The 22,924-nt window shown below is 65.0% G+C and carries 23 protein-coding genes; 13 read left to right on the top strand and 10 right to left on the bottom strand.

The features are described from left to right. Positions 1-16 precede the first annotated feature (16 nt). Together pssA and R5H32_RS03870 are read right to left on the bottom strand one after the other, a co-directional pair. Positions 17-775, bottom strand: a complete 759-nt coding sequence (pssA, locus tag R5H32_RS03865) for a CDP-diacylglycerol--serine O-phosphatidyltransferase (RefSeq protein WP_318337380.1) — start codon at positions 773-775, stop codon at positions 17-19. 3 nt (positions 776-778) lie between these two features. After that, complete coding sequence (locus tag R5H32_RS03870; protein ID WP_318337381.1) at positions 779-1,471, bottom strand: phosphatidylserine decarboxylase; 693 nt, start codon at positions 1,469-1,471, stop codon at positions 779-781. 194 nt (positions 1,472-1,665) lie between these two features. Here R5H32_RS03870 and R5H32_RS03875 point away from each other — a divergent pair, with 194 nt between their 5' ends. After that, a complete protein-coding gene (locus R5H32_RS03875; protein WP_318337382.1) occupies positions 1,666-3,552 on the top strand; it encodes a PhoX family phosphatase in 1,887 nt (628 codons plus the stop codon). A gap of 27 nt (positions 3,553-3,579) precedes the next feature. Here R5H32_RS03875 and R5H32_RS03880 read toward each other — a convergent pair whose 3' ends face one another. Then, on the bottom strand, positions 3,580-4,764 hold the full coding sequence (locus tag R5H32_RS03880; RefSeq protein ID WP_318337383.1) for an aminotransferase class I/II-fold pyridoxal phosphate-dependent enzyme: 1,185 nt from the start codon (positions 4,762-4,764) through the stop codon (positions 3,580-3,582). 287 nt (positions 4,765-5,051) lie between these two features. Between R5H32_RS03880 and R5H32_RS03885 the strand changes: the two genes are divergently transcribed. After that, a complete protein-coding gene (locus R5H32_RS03885; RefSeq protein ID WP_318337849.1) occupies positions 5,052-5,477 on the top strand; it encodes a GFA family protein in 426 nt (141 codons plus the stop codon). 120 nt (positions 5,478-5,597) lie between these two features. Here R5H32_RS03885 and rplI read toward each other — a convergent pair whose 3' ends face one another. From rplI to R5H32_RS03905, 4 genes are all read right to left on the bottom strand, one after another. Then, positions 5,598-6,176 (bottom strand): 50S ribosomal protein L9, encoded by a 579-nt coding sequence (gene rplI / locus R5H32_RS03890; protein WP_318337384.1) that lies wholly within the window; start codon positions 6,174-6,176, stop codon positions 5,598-5,600. Between the two features lie 12 nt (positions 6,177-6,188). After that, positions 6,189-6,416, bottom strand: coding sequence for a 30S ribosomal protein S18 (gene rpsR, locus R5H32_RS03895; RefSeq protein WP_105514010.1), 228 nt, complete (start codon positions 6,414-6,416; stop codon positions 6,189-6,191). Between the two features lie 28 nt (positions 6,417-6,444). Then, positions 6,445-6,816 carry a 30S ribosomal protein S6 gene (gene rpsF, locus R5H32_RS03900; RefSeq protein ID WP_318337385.1) on the bottom strand — a complete coding sequence of 124 codons (372 nt, stop codon included), beginning with the start codon at positions 6,814-6,816 and terminating at the stop codon, positions 6,445-6,447. A 120-nt stretch (positions 6,817-6,936) separates the two neighbouring features. Further along, on the bottom strand, positions 6,937-7,713 hold the full coding sequence (locus R5H32_RS03905) for a cytochrome b (protein ID WP_318337386.1): 777 nt from the start codon (positions 7,711-7,713) through the stop codon (positions 6,937-6,939). A 128-nt stretch (positions 7,714-7,841) separates the two neighbouring features. Between R5H32_RS03905 and fabD the strand changes: the two genes are divergently transcribed. The 11 genes from fabD (at position 7,842) to cysE (ending at position 19,054) form a co-directional block, all read left to right on the top strand. Further along, positions 7,842-8,771 (top strand): ACP S-malonyltransferase, encoded by a 930-nt coding sequence (fabD, locus tag R5H32_RS03910; protein WP_318337387.1) that lies wholly within the window; start codon positions 7,842-7,844, stop codon positions 8,769-8,771. Between the two features lie 74 nt (positions 8,772-8,845). Then, entirely contained in the window at positions 8,846-9,583 is a 738-nt protein-coding gene (gene fabG / locus R5H32_RS03915) for a 3-oxoacyl-ACP reductase FabG (RefSeq protein WP_318337388.1), read from the top strand. Positions 9,584-9,767: 184 nt separating this feature from the next. Further along, complete coding sequence (locus tag R5H32_RS03920) at positions 9,768-10,001, top strand: acyl carrier protein (RefSeq protein WP_128515501.1); 234 nt, start codon at positions 9,768-9,770, stop codon at positions 9,999-10,001. A 67-nt stretch (positions 10,002-10,068) separates the two neighbouring features. Next, positions 10,069-10,593, top strand: a complete 525-nt coding sequence (locus R5H32_RS03925; RefSeq protein ID WP_318337389.1) for a GNAT family N-acetyltransferase — start codon at positions 10,069-10,071, stop codon at positions 10,591-10,593. Between the two features lie 176 nt (positions 10,594-10,769). After that, the gene (locus tag R5H32_RS03930; RefSeq protein ID WP_318337390.1) at positions 10,770-11,513 is read left to right on the top strand and encodes a 1-(5-phosphoribosyl)-5-[(5-phosphoribosylamino)methylideneamino] imidazole-4-carboxamide isomerase; all 744 of its coding nucleotides are present in this window, start codon (positions 10,770-10,772) and stop codon (positions 11,511-11,513) included. Between the two features lie 302 nt (positions 11,514-11,815). Beyond that, complete coding sequence (gene fabF / locus R5H32_RS03935; protein WP_318337391.1) at positions 11,816-13,078, top strand: beta-ketoacyl-ACP synthase II; 1,263 nt, start codon at positions 11,816-11,818, stop codon at positions 13,076-13,078. Next, the gene (gene mltG / locus R5H32_RS03940; protein WP_318337392.1) at positions 13,078-14,235 is read left to right on the top strand and encodes an endolytic transglycosylase MltG; all 1,158 of its coding nucleotides are present in this window, start codon (positions 13,078-13,080) and stop codon (positions 14,233-14,235) included. Before fabF ends, mltG begins: the two co-directional genes overlap by 1 nt. 269 nt (positions 14,236-14,504) lie before the next feature. After that, the gene (locus tag R5H32_RS03945) at positions 14,505-14,783 is read left to right on the top strand and encodes a hypothetical protein (RefSeq protein WP_318337393.1); all 279 of its coding nucleotides are present in this window, start codon (positions 14,505-14,507) and stop codon (positions 14,781-14,783) included. 112 nt (positions 14,784-14,895) lie between these two features. After that, positions 14,896-17,163, top strand: a complete 2,268-nt coding sequence (locus R5H32_RS03950) for a phage tail protein (protein WP_318337850.1) — start codon at positions 14,896-14,898, stop codon at positions 17,161-17,163. Beyond that, positions 17,156-17,866 carry a DUF2793 domain-containing protein gene (locus R5H32_RS03955; protein ID WP_318337394.1) on the top strand — a complete coding sequence of 237 codons (711 nt, stop codon included), beginning with the start codon at positions 17,156-17,158 and terminating at the stop codon, positions 17,864-17,866. The genes R5H32_RS03950 and R5H32_RS03955 overlap by 8 nt, the downstream gene beginning before the upstream one ends. A gap of 378 nt (positions 17,867-18,244) precedes the next feature. Then, positions 18,245-19,054 carry a serine O-acetyltransferase gene (gene cysE, locus R5H32_RS03960; protein WP_318337395.1) on the top strand — a complete coding sequence of 270 codons (810 nt, stop codon included), beginning with the start codon at positions 18,245-18,247 and terminating at the stop codon, positions 19,052-19,054. A gap of 56 nt (positions 19,055-19,110) precedes the next feature. Here cysE and R5H32_RS03965 read toward each other — a convergent pair whose 3' ends face one another. The 3 genes from R5H32_RS03965 to pdhA are packed head-to-tail and all read right to left on the bottom strand — an operon-like array spanning position 19,111 to position 22,771. Next, a complete protein-coding gene (locus R5H32_RS03965; protein ID WP_318337396.1) occupies positions 19,111-20,394 on the bottom strand; it encodes a pyruvate dehydrogenase complex dihydrolipoamide acetyltransferase in 1,284 nt (427 codons plus the stop codon). 12 nt (positions 20,395-20,406) lie between these two features. Further along, positions 20,407-21,768, bottom strand: a complete 1,362-nt coding sequence (locus R5H32_RS03970) for a pyruvate dehydrogenase complex E1 component subunit beta (RefSeq protein WP_318337397.1) — start codon at positions 21,766-21,768, stop codon at positions 20,407-20,409. Positions 21,769-21,781: 13 nt separating this feature from the next. Then, positions 21,782-22,771, bottom strand: a complete 990-nt coding sequence (pdhA, locus tag R5H32_RS03975; protein WP_263336364.1) for a pyruvate dehydrogenase (acetyl-transferring) E1 component subunit alpha — start codon at positions 22,769-22,771, stop codon at positions 21,782-21,784. Positions 22,772-22,924: the final 153 nt, after the last annotated feature.

Below are 22,924 nucleotides of genomic sequence, written 5' to 3' on the forward strand. Positions count from 1 at the left end.
GCCGGAGGCGGCGGTGTCAGCCTCGCCCGTGCCGGAATGCCTTATAGAACGAATGTAACAACGAAAGTCCGTAGACAGCCGTGAGCAGGATCAGCGAGAGCCAGAACCAGGCCAGCAGCGCGCCGATAACCAGCGCCATAGCGATCATGATCCATCCGGTCTTCGCCTTCGGGACGCGCAGCGACTTCGGCGAGAAGGTCGGCAGCCGGCTGACCATCAGGAGGCCGACGCCGAGGAGATAGGCCCCGGTCAGGAGCGGCGGCGCAGGTTCGGCGCCGGTTTCGAACGCGACGAAGGCCGGCAGGAGCGCCAGCATCGCGCCAGCAGGAGCCGGGACGCCGACGAAATGCGCAGGCGGCTTGATCCCGGTCACGGCCGCCTTGTTCTGCGTCACGTTGAAGCGCGCGAGCCGCATGCAGGTGCAGCTCACATAGACCAGGACGACAATCCAGCTGCCCATCTTTTCGCTCTCGGCAAGCGCGAACTGGTAGACGAGAAGACCCGGCGCGACGCCGAAATTCAGGAAATCGGACAGGGAATCGAGCTGGGCGCCGATCTCGCTAGTGGCCTTCAGGCGGCGGGCGAGAAGCCCGTCGAGCCCGTCGATCACCGCCGAAAAGATGATCAGGATCACCGCGAGCTCGAACTTGCCGGCAAGCACGAAGCGGATCGCGGTGAGCCCGGCGCAGAGACCGATCATCGTCACGAGATTCGGCAGGAGCGCCAGGAAGGGCTGGGTGTCGCTTTCGGGTTCGGGCTTCGGAAGTTCGCTCATCGGTCAGCGTCTCACGCCGAGGCGCGCTGTCTCGGAGGAGGTGAGGTCGGCGAGCACGGTTTCACCGGCGATCGTCGACTGGCCGACCGCGACGAGCGGGGAAACGCCCTCGGGCAGGTAGACGTCGAGCCGCGAACCGAAGCGGATCATGCCGAAGCGCTGGCCGGTCTGGAGCGGCTGGCCCTCGTTCACCTCGCAGACAATGCGGCGGGCGACGAGGCCGGCAATCTGCACGACGCCGATGGCGCGGCCATCCTCGAGCCGGATCGTGAGCCCGTTCCTTTCGTTGTCGACGCTCGCCTTGTCGAGCGAGGCGTTGAAGAACTTGCCGGGTCGGTAGGCGATCTTTTCCACGCGGCCGGCGATCGGCGCGCGGTTCACATGGCAGTTGAAGACGTTCATGAAGACCGCGACGCGGGTCATCGGCTCGGTGCCGAGGCCAAGCTCCTCGGGCGGCGCGTATTTGCCGATCATCTGTACGATGCCATCGGCGGGAGAGACGATGAGCCCCTCGCGCACCGGCGTCACCCGGTCGGGGTCGCGAAAGAAGTAGTAGCACCAGACGGTGAGGCCGACCCCGATCCAGCCCAGCGGTTCCGCGATCAGGAAAAGCACGAGCGTCACGGCGGCGAAGATGCCGACGAAGCGGTAGCCCTCCCGGTGCATCGGCTTGATGAAGGTCGAAAGCATGGACATCTGCGGACTCCTGGCCGGGATCTTCGGTGTGGCCGGAGAGCCGGCGCCTTTCTTTAGAACGCATCCCGCTCGGGGTGCAACTGGATGCGAGGCGCCGCGGCGGAGCGTTGCGCAGATTTCATCGGAGTAACAAGTTTCCGTTACGGAAGCACACGAAATTGTCGCAGAATTTCTTTACTGCGAGAGGGCATGACATGAAAGACACTGACACGCGCCGCCTGTCCTGGGACGAATGGGACGAATTCAACGATCCGCGCCCGGCCGACTCCGGCTTCGACCGGGTCGTGGAGCGGGCGCTGTCGCGGCGCGGCTTCCTCGGCGGCGTGATCGCCTTCGGCTCGGGCGCGGCGGTGATGGGGGCGGGGACGCTCCTCTCCGCGCCGGCGGCCGAGGCGGCAGAGGGCGCGCGCTTCGCCTTCGCGCCGATCCCGGCGCAGACCGACAATACCGTTCATGTGCCCGAGGGCTACAGCTGGAAGCCCCTGGTGAAATGGGGCGACCCGCTCTTCTCGGACGCACCGGTCTTTGACCACGCGACCGGCGGCAGCGTGCAGGGGTCGGACCGGATCTTCGGAGAGAACACCGACGGGATGGAGCTTTTCGAGATCGGCGGCCATCAGGTGATCGCGGTCAACCATGAATATGCCAATCCGGAGGTAAACCTGCCGCACTCCGTGGACGGCGTGCCGGCCACCGCCGAGGAGGTGGCGAAGCTGCAGAACCTTCAGGGTGTCGCGGTCTTCGAGATCGCCGAGGGGAAGGACGGCTGGTCGATCGTTGTCGACTCGCCCTTCAACCGCCGCATCACACACGGGACGCCGATGCGGCTGTCGGGGCCGGCGGCGGGGCATGATCTTCTGAAGACCGTGGCCGATCCGGAGGGCATGACCGTGCTCGGCACGCTCAACAACTGCGGCGCCGGCCGGACGCCCTGGGGGACCTATCTGACCTGCGAGGAAAACTTCAACGGCTACTTCGGCTCGACCGTCGCCGGGGCGGAGTTGCCGGAAGACTTCAAGCGCTATGGCGTGGGTGACGAGAGCCGCTATGCCTATGAGAAGTTCGACCCGCGTTTCGACATCGCGACGACGCCGAACGAACCGCGCCGGCACGGCTATGTCGTCGAGATCGACCCCGCCGACGCGGCCTCGGTTCCTGTGAAGCGCACCGCGCTTGGCCGGCTCAAGCACGAGAACGCAGCCGTGACGCTCGCGCCCGACGGGCGGGTCGTGGTCTATATGGGCGATGACGAGCGCGGCGAGTTCCTCTACCGCTACGTCTCGCACGGCTTCTACGCGCCGGGCGTGGACACCTCGCGGCTTCTCGACGAGGGCCGGCTCTACGTCGCGCGGTTCAACGACGACCTGACCGGCGAATGGGTGGAACTGACGCCCGAGGCGACCGGCATGACCGGGGCCGAGATCCTGATCTTCACCCGGATGGCCGCCTCGAAGGTGGGCGCGACGACGATGGACCGGCCGGAATGGGTCGCGGTCAACCCGGTCGCGGTCGAGGGCTACTGCGCACTTACCAACAACAAGAACCGCGGCAAGAAGCCGAACGAGGGCGGCGATCCGACCCCGGTGAACGGCCCGAACCCGCGCGAGGCCAATGAATACGGCCAGATCGTGCGCTGGTATCCGGAGGACGACGATCACGGCTCGGACCGGTTCGGCTGGGATCTCTACGTCATGGCCGGCAACCCGACCGTGCACAAGGACGCCTATGCCGGGTCGAAGAACGTCAATGCCGGCAACCTCTTCAACTCGCCCGACGGGATGATGTTCGACACCACCGGGCTGCTCTGGATCCAGACCGACGGCGAGGACACGAACGAGGGCGACTTCGCCGGGATGGGCAATAACCAGATGCTCGCGGGCGATCCGGCCACCTGTCAGATCGAACGGTTCATGACCGGGCCGCTCGGCGCCGAGGTGACCGGTCTCACCTGGTCGGCGGACCGGCGGACGATGTTCGTGGGCATCCAGCACCCCGCCGCGCCCTTCCCGGATGGTGAGGGCAAGTTGCCGCGCTCGACCGTGATCGCGATCAAGCGGAACGACAACGCCCTGGTCGGCTGACCTTGTTGCATGAAGGATGCCCGCGCCTCAGGCGCGGGCATTGCCTTTGGCTGCCTCGAAGGCGGGCAGGCTCGCCTCGATCATCTCGGCGCTGCCGGTCAGGCTGATGCGGAAGTCCGCGTGCCTATCGAAGAGCGTGCCCGGCATGACGTAGACGCCGCGCTCCGCGAGCTTGCGGGTGAAGGCCACCGCGTCGCCGCCCGGCGCCCGGCCCCAGAGGTAGAAGGTGCCGGCGGGGCGGGTCATCCGGTAGCCCCACTGTTCGAGCGCGCCATGCATCCGGTCGCGCTTGGCCTGCAGCGCGGCGATGTCGATCGACAGCGCCTCCAGATCGGCGACGGCATATTGCAGAGGCGCGTCGGGGAAGGTCCAGCCCTGCGCGACCTGGGTCGAGGTCGCGAGCGCCCGAAGCTCCGCCTTGGCGTCGTCCGGCATCAGGGGGCCGATCGCGAGGTAGCCGATCCTGAGGCCGGGCGCGAGCAGGACCTTGCCGTAGCTGTAGTCGATCAGTGTCCAGGGATAGAGCTCGGCCGGGCTGGTGAAGCCCGCGCCGTCGAAGCGGATTCGCCGGTAGGGCTCGTCGGAGAGGATGAAGATCGGTCGCCCGATCTCGGCCGACTTGGCGGCGAGGAGTGCTGCGAGCTCGGCCAGCCGTTCACGGCTGTAGATGATGCCGGTGGGATTGTGCGGCGTGTTGACCACCACGATCCGGGTGCGCGGCGTGATCGCGCGTTCGATCGCGGCGAGGTCGAGGTCGAACGTGTCCTCGGCCAAGGGAACCTTCACCGGCACGGCGCCGCCATTGCTCAGGACGGTTCCATAGCAGAACCAGCCCGGCACCGGGATGATGCATTCGTCGCCGGGATCGAGCAGCATCGCGAAGGCAAGCGCGATCGCGCCGAAAGCGCCGGTGGTCATTGCGATGTCCTCGGGAACGAAGCCGAGGCCGAGTTCCTGCGAGAGCGCTCGGGCCAGGACGTCACGAGCGTCCTCCTCGCTGGTCTTGTATGCGAACCAGTCGGTGCGCTGCGGCTCGCTGTGGGTCTTGAGCGCGGCGACAAGGCCCGGCAGCGGCATCTCGTGCGGATTGCCGAAGGTGAGGTCGGCGACGACCTGGCCGTCGGCGGCGTCGGCCCGGTAGGAAGAAAAGAAGTCGAAGACCGTCTTGATCTCGTCGGCTGCGGCGCGGGCGTGGTGCGAGATGATCGACATGGAACCTCCTTTCAACGTGTACGCGGCGATGATGCGCCAGAAATCGCTAGAACGCGACCCATGACGGCATGCCGGGCAAGACAAACGGTAGCCCTTTGCCGGTGAATGGTCGCTCAATCCGGATTCCTCAGAAGGCGTTCGAGCAAGTTCGCCTTCAAGACCGCGTCGCAATGTGCAACGCTTCGCGGTGGCAGCCGATTAAGGAAGCCTTACAAAACCGGGATGCAGCAATGACGAGAAACGAGGGAGCGTGCCTGTGCGGCGCTATACGCTACGCAACTCTTGCGATGCCCAACCGAGTGACTGTCTGTCACTGCCGGTTTTGCCAGAAGGCCACGGGATCGGCCTATATGGTCGAGCCGATCTTTGACGCCGACACGTTCGTCGTGCTTGCCGGCTCGCCCAAGACTTTCGATCAGGTGTCGGCGGGATCGGGAAAGCTGGTCCACGTCCATTTTTGCCCGGACTGCGGCACGAAGCTTTGGCTCAGCTTCGAGCGGTTTCCGAATGCGGTTGGCGTTTATGCCGGCACTTTCGACGAACCGTGTTGGTTCCCGATCGATCCGGCAACCTCGAAGCACATATTTCTCGGAGCTGCGCGCTCGGACACGGTCGTTCCTGCCGGCCTGCCAACCTTCTTCGAGCACGCCACGACAAATGATGGCGCCGCGCAAGAGGCGACTGTGTTCGAGACCTGTCACCAGATCGGGTAAACGATAGGTTCAGATGGCGGCTTTCTCCGCAAAGAGAACCCAAAAAGTCCAAGGCTAGGAAAAAAGGAAAACCGCGCCGGACGGGCCGGCGCGGTTCGGTGTCGTGAGTGGTGGTCGGTATTATTCCGCGTCGGCGTCCTGGCCGGCCGAACCGATATCGTCGAATAGCTCGGCGATCTCGAAATCGGCTGCGGCCTCGGCTTCGGCCGCCAGTTCCTGGATCGACTTGCCGGATGCCTGCAGTTCGGCTTCCTCGGCCGAACGGGCGACGTTCAGCTTGATCGTCGCCGAGACTTCCGGGTGCAGAACGACTTCGACCTCGTGGAGGCCGAGTTCCTTGATCGGGCGGGTCAGCACGACCTGCTTGCGGTCAACGGTGAAGCCGGCCTCGGTTGCCGCTTCGGAGGCGTCGCGCGGCGTGACCGAGCCGTAGAGCGCGCCGGCGTCGGAGGCCGAGCGGATCACGACAAATATCTGGCCGTCGAGCTTCTCGGAAACCTTCTCGGCTTCCTTACGGGTCTCGAGGTTCTGCGCTTCGAGCTGGGTCTTGCGCGATTCGAAGCTCTGGATGTTGGCTTCCGAGGCGCGCAGCGCCTTGCCCTGCGGCAGAAGGAAGTTGCGCGCGTAGCCGTCCTTCACTTTGACGACTTCGCCCATCTGGCCAAGCTTGGCCACGCGTTCGAGCAGGATGACTTGCATGGGTCGGTCTCCTTACTTCACGGCATAGGGCAGAAGGGCGAGGAAGCGGGCGCGCTTGATGGCGCGGGCCAGTTCACGCTGCTTCTTCGCCGAGACGGCGGTGATGCGGGCGGGCACGATCTTGCCGCGCTCGGAGATGTAGCGCTGGAGAAGACGGACGTCCTTGTAGTCGATCTTCGGCGCGTTGTCGCCCGAGAAGGGGCAGACCTTGCGGCGGCGGAAAAACGGTTTGTTCGCCATGTGTTAGGTTCCTTTCCTCAGGCTTCGATCAACGGCGGTCGCCGCGGTCGCGGCGGTCGCCACGATCACCGCGCTCGTCGCGCTTCTGCATCTGGACCGAGGGGCCGTCCTCGTGCGCGTCAACCTTGATCGACATCACGCGCATCACGTCGTCATGCAGACGGGCAAGGCGCTCCATCTCCTGCACGGCGGCCGAGGGCGCGTCCGAACGCAGGTAGGCGTAGTGGCCCTTTCGGTTCTTGTTGATCTTGTAGGCCATCGTCTTGACGCCCCAGTACTCGTGGTCGACGACCTTGCCGCCGTTATCCGCGAGGACGGTGGAGAAGTGTTCGATGAGGCCTTCGGCCTGCGCGTTGGAAAGGTCCTGACGCGCGATGAGGACATGCTCGTAAAGCGGCATGCATACTCCTGTCGTTTCGGGCGGCTTCAACGGCGGGTTCAGACCTTCCGCGACCCGCCACGAGAGGCTTCGCCGGTTTCGTGAAAGCGGAAGGATGCGGCCTTATAGAGGAATCGGCGGCTATTGCAAGGGCGCGCTGCCCGGAAGCACCGGTTCGCCGAGACCGTCGATTTCGTCAAGGCCGTCGAAGCCGTCGAGTGTTCCGAACGGGTCGGGGTCCGGCTTTGGGGCGAGGTGGAGGCTCGCGGCGATGATGGCGGTCCAGAGTCCCACGGCAAGCGCGGCCGCGAACCGACCGGTGCGGGCTGGCGGAACCGGCGGGCCATCGCCCGTGACCATGCGGGCCAGCGTCGCGTCGCGGTCGACGAGCGCATGTTTCAGCGTGCCGAGGACGTGGAGCGCGAGTGCGCCATAAAGGAGCCAGGACGCCGCCCGGTGCAGGGTTTGCCACTCAAGCGCCCGCGCCTCGTCGGCCTCGATGAGGGGCAGCGACTGGCCGAACGGCCAGAGGATAGGCGCGAAGCCCGGTGCGGCGCTGTGGTGGAGCCAGCCGGTCACCGGCAGCACCAGCATCGCGCCCCAGAGGGTCCAGTGCACGAGGTCGGCGAGGAAGGTCTCGACCCGCCGCGCAGGTTGGAGCGGTCCGGGACCGGGATGGCGGAGCGTCCAGCCGAGCCGGGCCAGGACGAGCGCGAAAGTAGCGATGCCGAGAGTCTTGTGAGCGGAAAAGGCGCTGTAGATGGCGGCGACCTCGGTCTCGGAGCCGGCGGGCAGGCGCAGCATGACAAGACCTAGCGCCGCAGTCGCGATGATCGCGAATGCGCAAAGCCAGTGGAAGCCGCGGGCCGCGCGGCCAAAGCCGTGGCGGGGGGCGGCCGGGCCCGGCGCTCGGGGCATGGCGGTCTCCGTTTGGGGGCCTTTGGTGCATCATATCCGAGTGTCATGGCGGCGCCAGCCGGGCGCTCGTGGATTGCGCGGCGGGGCCGGGCAGGCTATGCGGTCAGAAACCGTTGGGGAGATGGATCATGACGCGCGCTTTCGTATTTCCGGGCCAGGGGGCACAGGTCATCGGCATGGGCAGGGCGCTGGCCGAGGCTTATCCGGCGGCGCGGGCGGTCTTCGACGAGGTCGATGCGGCGCTTGGTGAGAAGCTCTCGGCGCTGATCTGGGAGGGGGCGCAGGAGGAACTGACGCTGACCCGGAACGCGCAGCCGGCGCTGATGGCGACGTCGATCGCGGCCCTGCGGGCACTCGAGGCGGAGGGGATCGAGGTCGGCTCGGCGGCCTTCGTCGCGGGGCATTCGCTCGGCGAGTATTCGGCGCTGTGCGCGGCGGGGGCCTTGAACCTCGCCGACGCGGCGCGGCTCTTGCGGCTGCGGGGGCAGGCGATGCAGGAGGCGGTGCCGGTCGGCGTCGGCGCTATGGCAGCACTTCTCGGGCTCGATTTCGAGGCGGCGACGGCGGTCGCGGCCGAGGCGGCGATGGGCGAGGTCTGCCAGGCGGCGAACGACAACGATCCGGCTCAGGTCGTGGTCTCGGGCCACAAGGACGCGGTCGAGCGGGCGGTGGAGATCGCCAAGTCGAAGGGCGCCAAGCGGGCGATCCTGCTGCCGGTCTCCGCGCCCTTCCACTGCGAGCTGATGGCGCCGGCCGCTGCGGCGATGGCCGAGGCGCTGAGCCATGTCCATATCGACGAGCCGAAGGTGCCGCTCGTCGCCAATGTCACCGCCCATGACGTCACCGATCCGGCGACGATCCGCTCGCTTCTGGTCGAGCAGGTGACGGGTTCGGTGCGCTGGCGCGAGAGCGTGGTGTTCATGGTTTCCAAGGGCGTCACCGAGTTCTGGGAGATCGGCGCCGGCAAGGCGCTGTGCGGCATGATCCGCCGGATCGCCAAGGAAAGCGAATGCCGCGCGGTCGGCACGCCGGAGGATGTCGCCGCGGCGAAAGGATAGGGCGGACGGGGAGGGCGCTGCCCTCCCCGAACCCCACCCGGAGTATTTGAGGACAGAAAGCGAGGGGCTGAGGCATGTTCGATCTGACGGGAAAAGCGGCGCTGGTCACCGGCGCGTCGGGCGGGATCGGCGGCGAGATCGCGCGCGCGCTCCATGGTGCGGGCGCGGTGGTGGCGCTGTCGGGAACGCGCGAGGCGCCGCTCCAGGAGCTGGCGGCGGAACTGGGCGAGCGGGCGCATGTCCTGCCCTGCAACCTTTCGGACCCGGTCGCGGTCGAGGCGCTGCCGAAGCGGGCCGTCGAGGCGATGGGCGCGGTCGACATCCTCGTCAACAATGCCGGGATCACCCGCGACAACCTCTTCATGCGGATGTCGGATGACGAGTGGCAGTCGGTGATCGACGTCAACCTGACCTCGACCTTCCGGCTCTGCCGCGGCGTCCTGCGCGGCATGATGAAGGCGCGCTGGGGGCGGATCGTCAACGTGACCTCGATCGTGGGGACGACCGGCAATCCGGGGCAGGGCAACTACTGCGCCGCGAAGGCGGGTCTCACTGGCATGTCGAAGGCGCTCGCGCACGAGGTGGCGAGCCGGGGCATCACCGTCAACTGCGTCGCGCCCGGCTTCATCGCCACGGCGATGACCGACAAGCTCAACGACGAGCAGAAGGCGCGGATCTCGGCGCAGATCCCAGCCGGGCGGATGGGAGAGGCGCGCGAAATCGCGGCCGCGGCGCTTTATCTCGCGAGCCCCGAGGCGGCCTATGTCACGGGGGCCACGCTGCATGTGAACGGCGGCATGGACATGGCCTGAGACGGTCCGGGGTGAACGTTGCGAAAGCGTTTGCCTCGGGATTAGACTGTGCTATAGGCGGCGACGACGTGCCGGGGGATGCGCAGGCATCGCCGGTGGCCTTCGCGAGGATGCGGGGCCGGAGCCGCTCGCTGAGAGCAAGGGACCAGGAGGCGGGAAAGGCCCGCGAAAATGAGGATTTGACATGAGCGACATCGCAGATCGCGTGAAGAAAATTGTCGTCGAGCATCTGGGCGTGGAAGCGGACAAGGTGACCGAGAGCGCCTCGTTCATCGACGATCTGGGCGCGGACAGCCTTGACACTGTCGAGCTGGTGATGGCCTTCGAGGAAGAGTTCGGCATCGAGATCCCGGACGACGCGGCCGAGACCATCCAGACCTTCGGCGATGCGGTGAAGTTCATCTCCGAAGCCGCCTGACCGGCGACTCGAGACGGATTTGAAGCGGCGTCCCGACGGGGCGCCGCTTTGCTTTTGGGGGTGCGCGATGGTGCCGGTGATCGAGACGGAGCGGCTCAGGCTCAGGGCCATGGTGCGGGAGGACTTTCCAGCCTTCGCCGCGCTCTGGCAGGAGCCGGAAGTCGTGCGCTACATCGGCGCGAAGCCGCGCTCCGAAAACGAAAGCTGGACGGTCTTCTTGAAGATCGCGGGGAACTGGGTGATCGAGGGATTCGGCCAGTGGGCCATCACCCGGAAGGCCGATGGCGCGTTTCTCGGCCAGACCGGGTTCTTCACCGGCCGGCGCGGGATAGGCGAGGATTTCGACGCCGCGCCAGAGGCCGGATGGGTTCTGAGCGCGCAGACGCACGGGCAGGGTTACGGGCGTGAGGCGGTGACGGCCGCACATCGCTGGTTCGACGCACAGCCTTTCGGCGGTCGGAGCCACGCGATGATCGAGGTCGGTCATGCGGCGTCCTTCGCGATCGCGGAGAGGCTTGGCTATGTCGCGATGCGCGAATGCGAGGATCTGGGCGATCGGGTAGTGCTCCTGGCGCGCGACTTCCGCGCCTGAGGCTTGTGAAGGTGTTGTGCGGAATCTGACGGATTCTTTGCAAAAGCGTCGGAATCGCCTTTGGGTTTAGCGCCAACAGCCATAAACTTCGAGGGAAGGCCGCCGCCCGATGCGCGGCGGCTTCCCAGAGATCCGGACCGCTCCGGTCAAGGGACAAACTGCATGGAGGCGCTGACATGATCCTGTACCCCACGATCGAAATTCAGAACGGCCGTTGCGTCAGCCTGGCGCGTGGCCGGATCGAGGAACCGTCGATCTGGCACGTCGATCCCGTCGCCAAGGCGCAGGAATTCGCCCACGCCGGCGCGGAGTGGATGCATGTCACCGATTTCGACGCCATGCATGGCAGCAACGAGAATCACGACCTGATCCTTAAGATCATTCGCGAGGCGGGTATTCCGGTCCAGCTCGGCGGCGGCTTCCGGTCTCGGGACCGGATCGAGGAGTGGATCGATCACGGAGCGGGCCGGATTGTCGTCTCGACCGTCGCCGCGCAGAATCCGCATCTTGTAAAGGAACTGGCCAGCCATCATCCCGACCAGATCGTTCTGGCGGTCGATGTCTGGAAGGGCCATGTGATGACGCATGGCTGGAAGACCCAGAGCGCCTATACGCCGGAGGCTTTCCTCGACGCGTTCGAGGGGACGCCCTTCGCCGCCATCATCGTCACCGATATCGACTACGATCTGCAGGAATCGGATGCCGCCCTAGGCGTGATCTCCGCGATCGCGGCGAGAACGCGGATCCCGGTGATCGCGAGCGGGATCGTGCGTACGATCGACGACGTCTCGCGGCTGCGGCTCCTTGGCGAGGTCTCCGGCGCGATCGTCGGTCGGGCGCTGTTCAACAAGACGCTCGATCTGAAGCAAGCGCTGCGGGAAGCGCGGCCGGACACGTCTCACGTCGCGGAGTTCATCTAGCCGTGGCCGGCGCGGCGGCGGCCGGTTCCAGGCCGCCGTCCGCCTTACATATCCTTGAGTTTTCAAAACTGGCCACCCGATATCCGCGGGGGCGATTTGCGGCGCGCGGGTCCGGTGCCGCGAATGTGGGGCAGTCGGTGGATCCGAAGGCCGAGGTCGGGTGTCCGATCCGGGCTTGGCCGATGGCGCGCGCAAGTGCGGGCGTCAGGTGGCGCGCTCCGGCCGAGGTGGTGAACTGGTCTTGCCCGCGTCTGCCTTGGACGTGTATCAATCCCCGGATTGCAAACTGAGTGAGGATCGCAATGAGGCGGGTCGTCGTAACAGGGCTGGGTATGGTCACGCCGTTGGCATGTGGCGTGGAGGAGACCTGGGGCCGTTTGATCGCAGGGAAATCCGGGGCCGGGCCGATCACCCGGTTCGATGCATCGAACGTCACCACGACCTATGCCTGCGAGATCCCGTTCGGCGACGGCACGGACGGCACGTTCAATCCCGACGACTGGATGGAACCGAAGGACCGCCGCAAGGTCGACGATTTCATCCTCTACGGCATGGCTGCCGCCGATCAGGCCGTGAAGGATTCTGGCTGGATGCCGGAAGACGAGGAAGGGCGGCTGCGCACGGGCGTTATGATCGGCTCGGGGATTGGCGGGTTGTCCTCCATTGCCGAGACGGCGGTCTTGATCAAGGAGCGGGGGCCGAAGCGGGTTTCGCCTTTCTTCATTCCGGGCGCGCTCATCAACCTTATCTCGGGTCAGGTCTCGATCCGCTACGGGTTCAAGGGACCGAACCACGCGGTCGTGACCGCCTGCTCCACCGGCGCGCATGCGATTGGCGATGCGGCGCGGCTCATCCAGTGGGGCGATGCCGACGTGATGGTCGCGGGCGGCGCGGAGAGCCCGATCTCGGAAATCGGGATCGCCGGGTTCAATGCCTGCAAGGCCTTGTCTACCAAGCGGGCCGACGATCCGGCCAAGGCATCGCGGCCCTATGACGCCGATCGCGACGGGTTCGTGATGGGCGAGGGTGCGGGTGTTGTCGTGCTCGAGGAATACGAGCACGCCAAGGCGCGGGGCGCGAAGATCTATGCCGAGGTGCTGGGCTACGGGCTTTCGGGCGACGCCTATCACATCACGGCGCCCTCCGAGGACGGCGACGGCGGCTATCGTTCGATGCAGGCGGCCCTGGTGCGGGCGGGGATCACGCCGGACCGGGTCGACTACATCAACGCGCATGGCACCTCGACCATGGCAGACACGATCGAGCTTGGCGCGGTCGAGCGTCTGATGGGCAATGCGGCGGCGAAGGCCACGATGTCGTCGACGAAATCGGCGATCGGGCATCTTCTGGGCGCGGCCGGCGCGGTCGAGGCGATCTTCTGCATCCTCGCGATCCGCGACCAGGTGGCGCCGCCGACGATCAATCTCGACAATCCCGCGGTGGAGCCGAAGCTCGACCTGGCGCCGAACAAGGCGGTCAAGCGCGAGATCAACGTGGCGCTGTCCAACTCGTTCGGCTTCGGCGGGACGAATGCTTCGCTGGTGCTGGGGCGGGTCTCGGACTGATGTGGAAGCACATTGCCGCGAATTTCCTCACGATCTCCATCGTCCTCCTGATGGCGGTCGCCGGAATCGTGGCCTGGGGGCAGCGGCAATATGCCGGGCCGGGACCGCTGGCCGAGGCGATCTGCGTCAAGGTTCCGAAAGGCGGGACGCTCAGCGGGTTTGCGGACGACCTGGCGGCGCAGGGGGCGATCTCGAACCGCTACATCTTCAGGGTCGGCGCGGATTACTCGGACCGGTCCGGGCAGCTCAAGGCGGGCTCCTACCTGATCGCGCCGGGTGCCTCAATGGAAGAGATCATCGCCGAGGCGACGGGGCTTGGGGTGTCGACCTGCGGGACCGAGGTCAACCTGAGGATCGGTGTCGCCGAGACCAATGTCGTGGTCAGCGATCTCGACCCGGCGACGGGGCAGCTGGCGGAGCTTGCAAAGTTCGATCCGGCCAAGGGGCCGGTGCCGGACGATTTCGCGGCGCTCGTCGAGGAGCCCGATGTTCGGCTGCGGGTCACCGTGGTCGAGGGGGTGACGAGCTGGCAGGTGATCGACGCGCTGTCGCGCGTGGACTTCCTGTCCGGGGAGATCAAGGAAATCCCGGCCGAGGGCACGCTCGCGCCCCAGCAGTATGAGGTCGAACGCGGGGCGGTGCGCGCCGACCTCGTCGCGCGGATGAGCGCAGCGCAGGAAAAGACGCTGGCCGAGCTTTGGGAAAACCGGGCAGACGGGTTGCCCTATGCCTCGCCGGAAGAGGCGATGATCATGGCCTCGATCGTCGAGAAGGAGACGGGTGTTCCCGAGGAGCGCGCGCTTGTGGCGAGCGTGTTTCTCAACCGGCTGGAGCAGGGCATGAAGCTTCAAACCGATCCGACCGTGATCTACGGGATCACCAAGGGGCAGGGGGTGCTGGGGCGCGGACTGAGGCAAAGCGAGCTCAGGGGGCGCACGCCCTACAACACCTATGTGATCGACGGTCTGCCGCCGACCCCGATCGCGAATCCGGGCGCGGACACCATCGCGGCGGCGCTCAATCCCGAGAAGACCGATTACCTGTTCTTCGTCGCCGATGGTTCGGGTGGGCATGCCTTTGCCAAGACCCTGGCCGAGCACAACGACAATGTCGCGCGCTGGCGGGCGATCGAGGCGGAGCAGGGTACCGGGAACTGAGCCGGGCGGTCGACCACCCGGCTCGCGGAAAGGTTAACGCGCGGTAAAGGGGGCGCGCGCCAAGCCTCTGGAATCAAATACTTTTCTTCTTGACTTTGCGAACGGTCCCGGATATACCTTCGGGCATGCTAGAAGAAGTGGGCGAGCGGCGCAGGGATGACCCTATCGCCGCTTTTTCATTTCTCTCGTGCGGGCGGGCATGAGAGGCGGGCGCTGACTTAATGACAACAGAGCTTCCGGCTGAAGAGCCGCCTTCCAGGACCTTGGTCGTGGAAGCGGATGAACTGTTTCGCGGCTACGCGTCGGAAATCGCCGCCGCGATCCGTCGGATCGAACGGGGTGAATTCGACAGGCTGAAGGACGGGATACAGGCCGTCAAGGACTTGCGATCCGCACTCAGGATCGTGTTCGAGGAAAGGGCAAGGGTTGCACAATTCGACGAAGCGGAAGGCGGATGCGTCGCTGGCGCGGCGCTCGACCTCGACGCCGCAAGGGATGAGATCTGCCGCCGCCTGGCTCGCCTCCGCGAGGCCGGAGGTTGTGGATGAGTTTCTCGGGGGGCTGAGTGACGAGGCGCTGGCGGCGCTGCCCTGGCTCTTCGAGTTCTGGGCGCTGCCGCATCAGCTGCCGCCCGAGGGCGCCTGGAAGAGCTGGGTGATCATGGGCGGGCGCGGCGCGGGCAAGACCCGCGCCGGGGCCGAATGGGTGCGCGCCGAGGTCGAGGGCGCGCGGCCGGAGGATCCCGGCCGCGCGCGGCGGGTCGCGCTCGTGGGCGAGACGGTCGATCAGGTCCGCGAGGTCATGGTCTTCGGCGAGAGCGGCATCCTCGCCTGTTCTCCGCCAGACCGGCGACCGCTTTGGGAGGCGGGGCGCAAGCGGCTCGTCTGGCCGAACGGCGCGGTGGCCGAGATCTATTCGGCGCATAATCCCGAAAGTCTCCGGGGGCCGCAGTTCGATGCCGCCTGGGTCGACGAGTTTGGCTGCGCGGCCATCGAAAAGGGCGCCAACGAGCCCAACAAGTTTCTCGACCCGAAGTCCTCGGAATCGGTGCTGCCAGCCTATTCGAACGGACGCCGCGACGACCTGATGCAGATGCAATATCTGCGTGCGATGATCGACTACTGGACCGATCCCGCTAATAACCCGATATCCCAAGAATACCAGGCGCCGATGATCGATATGGGGCGGGCCCATGCATGGGCTTGGGATGCGCGGCCCTTTCCGCAGTTTCCGGCGCTCGACTCCATCTGGTCGGATGGCGACAACTATGCGCGCGGCCACTGGATCACTGGACGCGTCTCGGCCCAGCCGCTGTCCAGCGTCGTCGGGGAGATCTGCGCACGATCCGGGCTCGAGCCCGTGGACGTGTCCGGGCTTTACGGTCTGGTCCGAGGCTATCAGGTGGCGGATGTCGGAAGCGGCCGGGCCGCGCTGCAGCCATTGATGCTTAGCTATGGATTCGATGCGGTCGAGCGTGACGGGGTTCTCAAGTTCCTTATGCGCGACGGCTTGGCGGACGCGGTAATCGGTGCCGATCAGCTCGCCGTCGGTGACGACACCAACGGCTGGGTCGAGACATCTCGTGCCACGGAGGTCGAAATCGCGGGTAGGGTTCGGCTGAACTATGTCGAGGCGGAAGGCGACTATGAAGCACGAGCCGTCGAGGCGATCTTTCCTGACGAGGAGGCGCGTACAGCGACGCAGTCGGAGGTCGCGCTTGCTTTGACCCGGTCGGAGGGGCAGGGAATCGTCGAACGCTGGATGAGCGAGGCGCGGGTCGCACGCGATGGCTTACGTCTTGCGCTGCCGCCTACCATGGGACATCTCGGCGCAGGCGACGTCATCTCGCTGGACGGTGGCGGGCTGTACCGGATCGACAGGGTCGAACAGGCCGGAACAATTGCGGTCGAGGCCGTGCGCGTGGAGCCAGCGGTTTATCAGCCGTCTAACGAAGCGGAGGAGCGCGTGACGCCGCGGGCCTTTGCGGCGCCCGTGCCTGTCTTTTCGCTGTTCATGGACCTGCCTTTGATGAGCGGCCAGGAGGCTCCGCATCGGCCCCATGTAGCGGTCACGGCTTCGCCCTGGCCGGGGGCGGCCGCGCTCTACGCATCGGACAGCGACGATGGATACCAAATCAACCTCCTCATCCGGGCTGCGTCGGTGATCGGTCAGACCGAGAACGCCCTGAGCCGGGCACGGTCCGGGCTTTGGGACAGAGGGGCGCCGTTGAGGGTGAAGGTAACCGGTGGGCCGCTGAATTCAGTGAGCCCGAGCCAGCTTCTCAATGGGGCGAACGTGATGGCTATCGGAGACGGAACCTCGGCGAACTGGGAACTTTTTCAGTTCGCCGAAGCCGCGCTGATCGCAAAGGATACCTACGATCTTTCGATGCGCCTTCGCGGTCAGGGGGGCAGCGATGCGGTTGCGCCCGACGCGTGGCCGCCAGGAAGCTATGTGGTTCTGATGAACGGTGCGCCGCAGCAGATCAAGCTCTCTGCGGCGGAGCGCGATCTCGCCCGACATTACCGGATCGGCCCGGCGAAGCGCGGGTACGGCGATCCGTCCTATGTCCATCGGATTGAAGCTTTCGCCGGAATCGGACTTCGCCCCCTGTCCCCGGTTCATCTTCGAGCGCGTCGGAATTCTCTGGGCGATCTGGACATCGGCTGGATTCGCAGGACCCGCATCGACGGAGACACTTGGTCTGGTTTCGAAGTGCCACTGGGCGAGGCGTTGGAGATCTACGAGCTTCGAATCGTGCAGGGTGCAGCCACCCGGCGCGCCGTGACGCTTGCGGAGCCCGGCTGGATCTACCCGGCGGGACTTCAAGCCCTCGATGGAGTCAACGCTCCATTTGAGATCCATGTCGCCCAGTTGTCCGACCAGTTCGGAGCAGGGCCCTTCACGAGGATCAGCATCGATGTCTAATACGAAACAGCTTGGCTTGCCGCTTCTTCAGCCCGCACAGGCTCAGAAACATGTGACGATCAACGAAGCGCTCACGCGGCTCGACGGGCTCGTGTCGCTGACACTGGTCTCGCGTAGCGTCTCGATCCCACCTGCGGTCGTCGTCGACGGCACATGCTTCGGCGTGCCGGTCGGTGCCGTGAACGAGTGGTCGGGTCAAGAGGGCAAGGTGGCGATCGGCACAAACGGCGGGTGGGAGTTCGCCTTGCCCCGGCGGGGTTGGCGCACGGTGATCCTCGACGAGGGGGCGCAGGCACTGCACGACGGTTCTGGATGGCGGGCGGGCATGATGACGCTGTCGCCAGCAAATGCGGGGTTGAGCGTTGCCGTGGCAGAGATCGACCATGTGATTACGGCCGGTCCAGTCTCGACGACGTCGGCTGTGATCCCGCCCAATTCCGTGGTCATCGGCGTGTCGGCGCGGGTTATTGCGGCGGTAACGGGATCTCTTACGAGTTGGTCACTCGGCAATCCTGGGTCAGCCGGTCGGTATGGGGCGGGGCTGGGGCTCCAGGTTGGTTCCTGGGCGCGTGGAGTTCTGGGGCAGCCGACCGCATTCTACGCACCGGAAGCTATGCAACTCGATGCGACAGGAGGAACCTTTTCTGGCGGAAAGGTTCGTATCGCGGTTCACTACCTGGAAATCGCAGTTCCGAGTCTGTGATCCATGCGCACTCTTACCCACGGCGACTTAGTCGCGGCCGCATGTGCTGTAAGGCTCTTACCGAGGGAGGAATGGCGCACGACAGCCAGGAGATTCCTTGAGCGAGCCCATGTAGCGGATCTGTTCCGCAAGCGCACTGGACGCAACCATCCGTTCTGGGGAAACGGCAGTCTTTCGGGCGCGATCCCGCCCGGAGAGCGGCAGATATCGGAACCGTTCCTTTCCGATCCTCGATACCTGGAAGCAATGGCGTCTGTCTTTGAAGTACTTCTCGATTGGCGTCGTCGCGAAGTTTAACCTTCGCACGCCACCGCCTCTTCCAGTTTCGCACTCTGGTCCTATCTGATATAAGTTCGATGGAAATCGGAGGGAGCTGTCATGGCCGAAACAAAACCGAAAGTTGCACAGGTTGATCCGGTCTGGACGCATATCTGCGAGGAGGCGCGGGCGGCGGTTCGCGACGAACCACTCCTCGGCGGGTTCATTCATTCCGGGCTTCTGCACCACGCGACTCTGGAGCGGGCGCTCGCGTATCGTTTCTCGCTCAAGCTCGCCTCGGGCGAGATGAGCGAGCAGATTCTGCGCGAGATTGCCGACGAAGCTTATGCTGACGATCCGGAAATTGGCCAGTCGGCGCGGGCCGATATTGTTGCGGTGTACGATCGTGACCCGGCATGCCATCGCTTCATGCAGCCTATGCTGTTTTTCAAGGGCTTCCAGGCTGTTCAGGCCTACCGGATTGGTCACTGGCTCTGGACGCATGGTCGCCGAGACATTGCGTATTTCGTCCAGATGCGCGTCAGCGAGGTCTTTGGCGTGGACATTCACCCGAACGCCGTCATCGGCAAGGGGATCATGATCGATCACGCTCACTCGATCGTCATTGGTGAGACTGCGGTTGTAGGCGACAATGTCTCGATGCTGCATTCGGTCACGCTCGGCGGAACCGGGAAGGAGGATGGCGACCGGCATCCAAAGATCGGTAATGGCGTTCTGATCGGTGCGGGAGCCAAGATCCTTGGCAATATCCATATCGGCGATTGTTCGCGCGTTGCGGCGGGATCGGTGGTGTTGCACGAAGTTCCGAGAAACACCACGGTTGCTGGAGTTCCCGCAAAAGTGATTGGTGAGGCCGGTTGCGCCCAACCTGCTCTGACGATGGATCAGCTCATCGACGACGATATCTGACGGCACTCCGGACGGAGGCAAAGGCCGGGGCCGTGCGCCCCGGCCTTTTCTTACGGTCAGGCCAGCATCGCCATCGGATTTTCGAGGTTTTCGATAATGGCTTTCAGCAGTTCCGCGCCAAGCGCGCCGTCGATTACCCGGTGATCTACCGAAAGAGTCATCGACATCAGAGTTGCCACGCCAATTTCGCCGTCGGCTTTCACCACCGGCTTCTTGACACCGGCCCCTACGGCAAGGATTGCGCCATGCGGCGGGTTTATGACCGCGTCGAAGTTGTCGATACCGAACATGCCGAGGTTGGAGATCGCGAAGCTGCCGCCCTGGTATTCATGGGGTGCGAGCTTGCGGGATCGGGCTCTGACGGCCAGATCCTTCATCTCGGCTGACAGCGCGGAAAGCGACTTCTGATGCGCATCTTTTAGCACCGGGGTGAACAGCCCACCGTCAATCGCGACGGCGACCGCAACGTCCGAAGGCTTGAGCTTGAGGATCCGGTCGCCGGCCCATACCGCGTTGGCGTCGGGCACCGCCTGCAACGCGTTGGCGCAGGCCTTGATGATGAAGTCGTTGACCGAAAGCTTGACGCCTCTGCTTTCGAGCTGAGCGTTGAGTTGACCTCGGAACTTCATCAGCGCGTCGAGTTGCACATCACGCCGGAGGTAGAAGTGCGGGATCGTCTGCTTGGCTTCGGTAAGTCGGGCTGCGATGGTCTTCCGCATCCCGTCGAGCGGCATCTCCTCGTAATCGCGGCCCTCGTACAGCTTCGCGACGCTCGCCGCCGACGGCCCTGCGGGCATCGCCGCTGGGGCGGATGCGGCTGCCGCTGGGGTTTGCACCGCTGCGGTCGGCGTCTTGGTGGCCGGCGAGGACGAAGCGGCCTCGACATCAGCCTTCACAACGCGACCGTGCGGGCCAGAGCCGGTCAGCGCCGAGAGGTCGATGCCCTTCTCTTTTGCCAGACGCCGCGCGAGCGGCGAAGCAAGGACGCGTGCGCCGCCCGACACCGTCGCGGCCGGAGCCTCCGCAGTTGGCATCGCAGGCGCTGCCGGAGCAGCGGCCGGCGCCGCCTTGGCGGCAGGAGCCGCATCGGCGCTCTCGCCTTCCTCGACCAGGACCGCAATGGGAGTGTTCACTTTCACGCCCGACGTGCCTTCCGCGACCAAGAGCCTGCCGACGATGCCTTCGTCGACCGCTTCGAACTCCATCGTGGCCTTGTCGGTTTCGATCTCGGCCAGGATGTCGCCGGACGACACCGTGTCGCCCTCCTTCACGAGCCACTTAGCGAGCGTGCCCTCCTCCATCGTCGGAGACAGCGCCGGCATCAGGATTTCGGTTGCCATGTGTTTGCCTCCTTACCGATAGGTGACTTGCTTAACCGCCGCCACAACCTCATCCGAGGTCACGAGCGCCAGCTTTTCGAGGTTGGCCGCATACGGCATCGGCACATCCTTGCCGGTGCAGTTGATGACGGGCGCGTCGAGGTAATCGAAGGCCTCTTGCATCACGACCGCCGAGAGGTGGTTGCCGATCGAACAGACCGGCCAGCCTTCCTCGACCGTGACGCAGCGGTTGGTCTTCATCACCGATTTGATCACGGTTGCCGTGTCGATGGGCCGGAGCGTCCTGAGGTCGATGACTTCGGCGCTGATCCCCTCCGCCGCGAGCTTGTCAGCGGCTTCGAGCGTATGGCTCATGCCAATCCCGAACGACACAAGCGTCACGTCCGTCCCCTCGCGCCATACCTTCGCCTTGCCGAAGGGAATCGTGAAGTCTTCGAGATCAGGCACTTCGAACGAGCGGCCATAAAGGATCTCGTTCTCGAGGAAGATCACGGGGTTCGCATCCCGGATTGCGGTCTTGAGGAGGCCCTTGGCGTCAGCCGCCGAGTAGGGTTGCACGACCTTGAGACCCGGAATTTGCGCATACCATGCCGCATAATCCTGACTGTGCTGTGCAGCCACGCGGGCGGCGGCACCGTTCGGACCGCGGAAGACGATCGGGCAACCCATCTGGCCGCCAGACATGTAGAGGGTCTTCGCCGCCGAGTTTATGATGTGGTCGATCGCCTGCATCGCGAAGTTGAAGGTCATGAACTCGACGATCGGACGAAGCCCGCCAAAGGCCGAACCCACGGCGATGCCGGCGAAGCCATGCTCGGTGATCGGCGTGTCGATCACGCGCTTCGATCCGAACCGGTCGAGCAAGCCCTGGCTAATCTTGTACGCGCCCTGATACTCGCCGACCTCCTCGCCCATGAGATAGACGTCGGCATCGCGCGTCATCTCCTCTTCCATCGCCTCTCGCAACGCCTCGCGCACGGTCATCGTCTTCATCGTGGTGCCTTCCGGCCAGTCGGGAGACGAGTCGACCTTGGGCGCCGCAGGAGGCGCCGCTGCAACGGCCGGCGCCGGGGCAGGGGCTTCGGCGGCCGGCGCGGCGGCTGCGGCCGAAGGCGCGGCATCGGCGCTCTCGCCCTCCTCGACGAGAACCGCAATCGGCGTATTGACCTTCACGCCCTCGGTCCCCTCGGCAACAAGGATCCTGCCGACGATACCCTCGTCGACGGCCTCGAACTCCATTGTCGCCTTGTCGGTCTCGATCTCGGCGAGGATCTGACCGGACGACACCGTGTCGCCCTCCTTCACCAGCCATTTGGCGAGTTTGCCTTCCTCCATCGTCGGGGAAAGCGCCGGCATCAGAATTTCGGTAGCCATGTGCGTGTCCCCCTTACGCGTAGATATCGGTCCAGAGTTCCTCGAGCGCGGGCTCGGGGCTCACCTTGGAGAATTCGGCCGCCTCGTTGACGATCGCCTTGATCTCCTTGTCGATGGCCTTCAGATCGTCTTCGCTCGCATGCTTGCCCTGCAGCAGAAGCTCGCGCACGTTTTCGATCGCGTCGCGCTCCTCGCGCATCTTCTGCACCTCCTCGCGGGTCCGGTACTTGGCCGGGTCCGACATCGAGTGGCCGCGGTAGCGGTAGGTCATGACCTCAAGGATGTACGGGCCCTTGCCGGCGCGGCAATGCGCCACCGCCTTCTCGCCCGCAGCCTTCACGGCCAGCACGTCCATCCCGTCAACGGTTTCGCCCGAGATGCCGAAGGCGAGGCCGCGCGTATGCAGGTCCGGCGTCGACGTCGAGCGCTTTTGCGACGTGCCCATCGCATATTGGTTGTTCTCGATCACGAAGATCACCGGCAGTTGCCAGAGCGCGGCCATGTTGAACGTCTCGTAGACCTGGCCCTGGTTCGCCGCGCCGTCGCCGAAGTAGGTGAAGGTGACGCGGCCATTTTCCTTGTACTTGTCCGCGAAGGCGAGACCGGCGCCAAGCGGCACCTGGGCGCCGACGATGCCGTGGCCGCCGTAGAAATGCTTCTCCTTGGAGAACATGTGCATCGAGCCGCCCTTGCCCTTGGACAGTCCGCCCTCGCGGCCGGTGAGTTCGGCCATCACGCCCTTGGGATCCATGCCGCAGGCCAGCATGTGGCCGTGGTCGCGGTAGGAAGTAATCCGCTTGTCACCCTCTTCAGCTGCCGCCTCAAGCCCGACGACCACCGCCTCCTGACCAATGTAAAGGTGGCAGAAGCCACCGATCAAACCCATGCCGTAGAGCTGGCCGGCCTTTTCTTCGAATCGCCGGATCAGAAGCATCTCGCGGTAATACTTCAGCAGATCTTCTTTGGATGTGTTTGATGTTGCGGCGCTTTTTCTTGCGGCCATGCCGAGAACCTCCCATTGGCGAGAAAGTAGTTCAACGTTAAACTACCCTATAACGCAAATCTCCGAGAATCGCGAGACATATTTGCTGGTGCCGTGCCTTTCGAGTGGTGGCCGACCGCCCGGCAAATCGAATGATCCCGATACAGCGGGCCT

This window comes from Defluviimonas sp. D31, assembly GCF_033436765.1.
In the GTDB taxonomy this organism is placed as follows: domain Bacteria; phylum Pseudomonadota; class Alphaproteobacteria; order Rhodobacterales; family Rhodobacteraceae; genus Albidovulum.

What these genes read in the sequence shown, in the direction of transcription:
- R5H32_RS03925 (WP_318337389.1), top strand. Translation starts at nt 10,069, where the DNA reads ATGGTGCCGGTGATCGAGACGGAGCGGCTCAGGCTCAGGGCCATGGTG.
- R5H32_RS03875 (WP_318337382.1), top strand. Translation starts at nt 1,666, where the DNA reads ATGAAAGACACTGACACGCGCCGCCTGTCCTGGGACGAATGGGACGAA.
- cysE (WP_318337395.1), top strand. Translation starts at nt 18,245, where the DNA reads ATGGCCGAAACAAAACCGAAAGTTGCACAGGTTGATCCGGTCTGGACG.
- R5H32_RS03965 (WP_318337396.1), bottom strand. Translation starts at nt 20,394, where the DNA reads ATGGCAACCGAAATCCTGATGCCGGCGCTGTCTCCGACGATGGAGGAG.
- R5H32_RS03870 (WP_318337381.1), bottom strand. Translation starts at nt 1,471, where the DNA reads ATGTCCATGCTTTCGACCTTCATCAAGCCGATGCACCGGGAGGGCTAC.
- R5H32_RS03955 (WP_318337394.1), top strand. Translation starts at nt 17,156, where the DNA reads ATGTCTAATACGAAACAGCTTGGCTTGCCGCTTCTTCAGCCCGCACAG.
- R5H32_RS03930 (WP_318337390.1), top strand. Translation starts at nt 10,770, where the DNA reads ATGATCCTGTACCCCACGATCGAAATTCAGAACGGCCGTTGCGTCAGC.
- R5H32_RS03920 (WP_128515501.1), top strand. Translation starts at nt 9,768, where the DNA reads ATGAGCGACATCGCAGATCGCGTGAAGAAAATTGTCGTCGAGCATCTG.
- rpsR (WP_105514010.1), bottom strand. Translation starts at nt 6,416, where the DNA reads ATGGCGAACAAACCGTTTTTCCGCCGCCGCAAGGTCTGCCCCTTCTCG.
- fabF (WP_318337391.1), top strand. Translation starts at nt 11,816, where the DNA reads ATGAGGCGGGTCGTCGTAACAGGGCTGGGTATGGTCACGCCGTTGGCA.
- fabG (WP_318337388.1), top strand. Translation starts at nt 8,846, where the DNA reads ATGTTCGATCTGACGGGAAAAGCGGCGCTGGTCACCGGCGCGTCGGGC.
- pdhA (WP_263336364.1), bottom strand. Translation starts at nt 22,771, where the DNA reads ATGGCCGCAAGAAAAAGCGCCGCAACATCAAACACATCCAAAGAAGAT.
- mltG (WP_318337392.1), top strand. Translation starts at nt 13,078, where the DNA reads ATGTGGAAGCACATTGCCGCGAATTTCCTCACGATCTCCATCGTCCTC.
- R5H32_RS03970 (WP_318337397.1), bottom strand. Translation starts at nt 21,768, where the DNA reads ATGGCTACCGAAATTCTGATGCCGGCGCTTTCCCCGACGATGGAGGAA.
- R5H32_RS03885 (WP_318337849.1), top strand. Translation starts at nt 5,052, where the DNA reads ATGCCCAACCGAGTGACTGTCTGTCACTGCCGGTTTTGCCAGAAGGCC.
- fabD (WP_318337387.1), top strand. Translation starts at nt 7,842, where the DNA reads ATGACGCGCGCTTTCGTATTTCCGGGCCAGGGGGCACAGGTCATCGGC.
- pssA (WP_318337380.1), bottom strand. Translation starts at nt 775, where the DNA reads ATGAGCGAACTTCCGAAGCCCGAACCCGAAAGCGACACCCAGCCCTTC.
- rpsF (WP_318337385.1), bottom strand. Translation starts at nt 6,816, where the DNA reads ATGCCGCTTTACGAGCATGTCCTCATCGCGCGTCAGGACCTTTCCAAC.
- R5H32_RS03905 (WP_318337386.1), bottom strand. Translation starts at nt 7,713, where the DNA reads ATGCCCCGAGCGCCGGGCCCGGCCGCCCCCCGCCACGGCTTTGGCCGC.
- R5H32_RS03950 (WP_318337850.1), top strand. Translation starts at nt 14,896, where the DNA reads ATGGGCGGGCGCGGCGCGGGCAAGACCCGCGCCGGGGCCGAATGGGTG.
- R5H32_RS03880 (WP_318337383.1), bottom strand. Translation starts at nt 4,764, where the DNA reads ATGTCGATCATCTCGCACCACGCCCGCGCCGCAGCCGACGAGATCAAG.
- rplI (WP_318337384.1), bottom strand. Translation starts at nt 6,176, where the DNA reads ATGCAAGTCATCCTGCTCGAACGCGTGGCCAAGCTTGGCCAGATGGGC.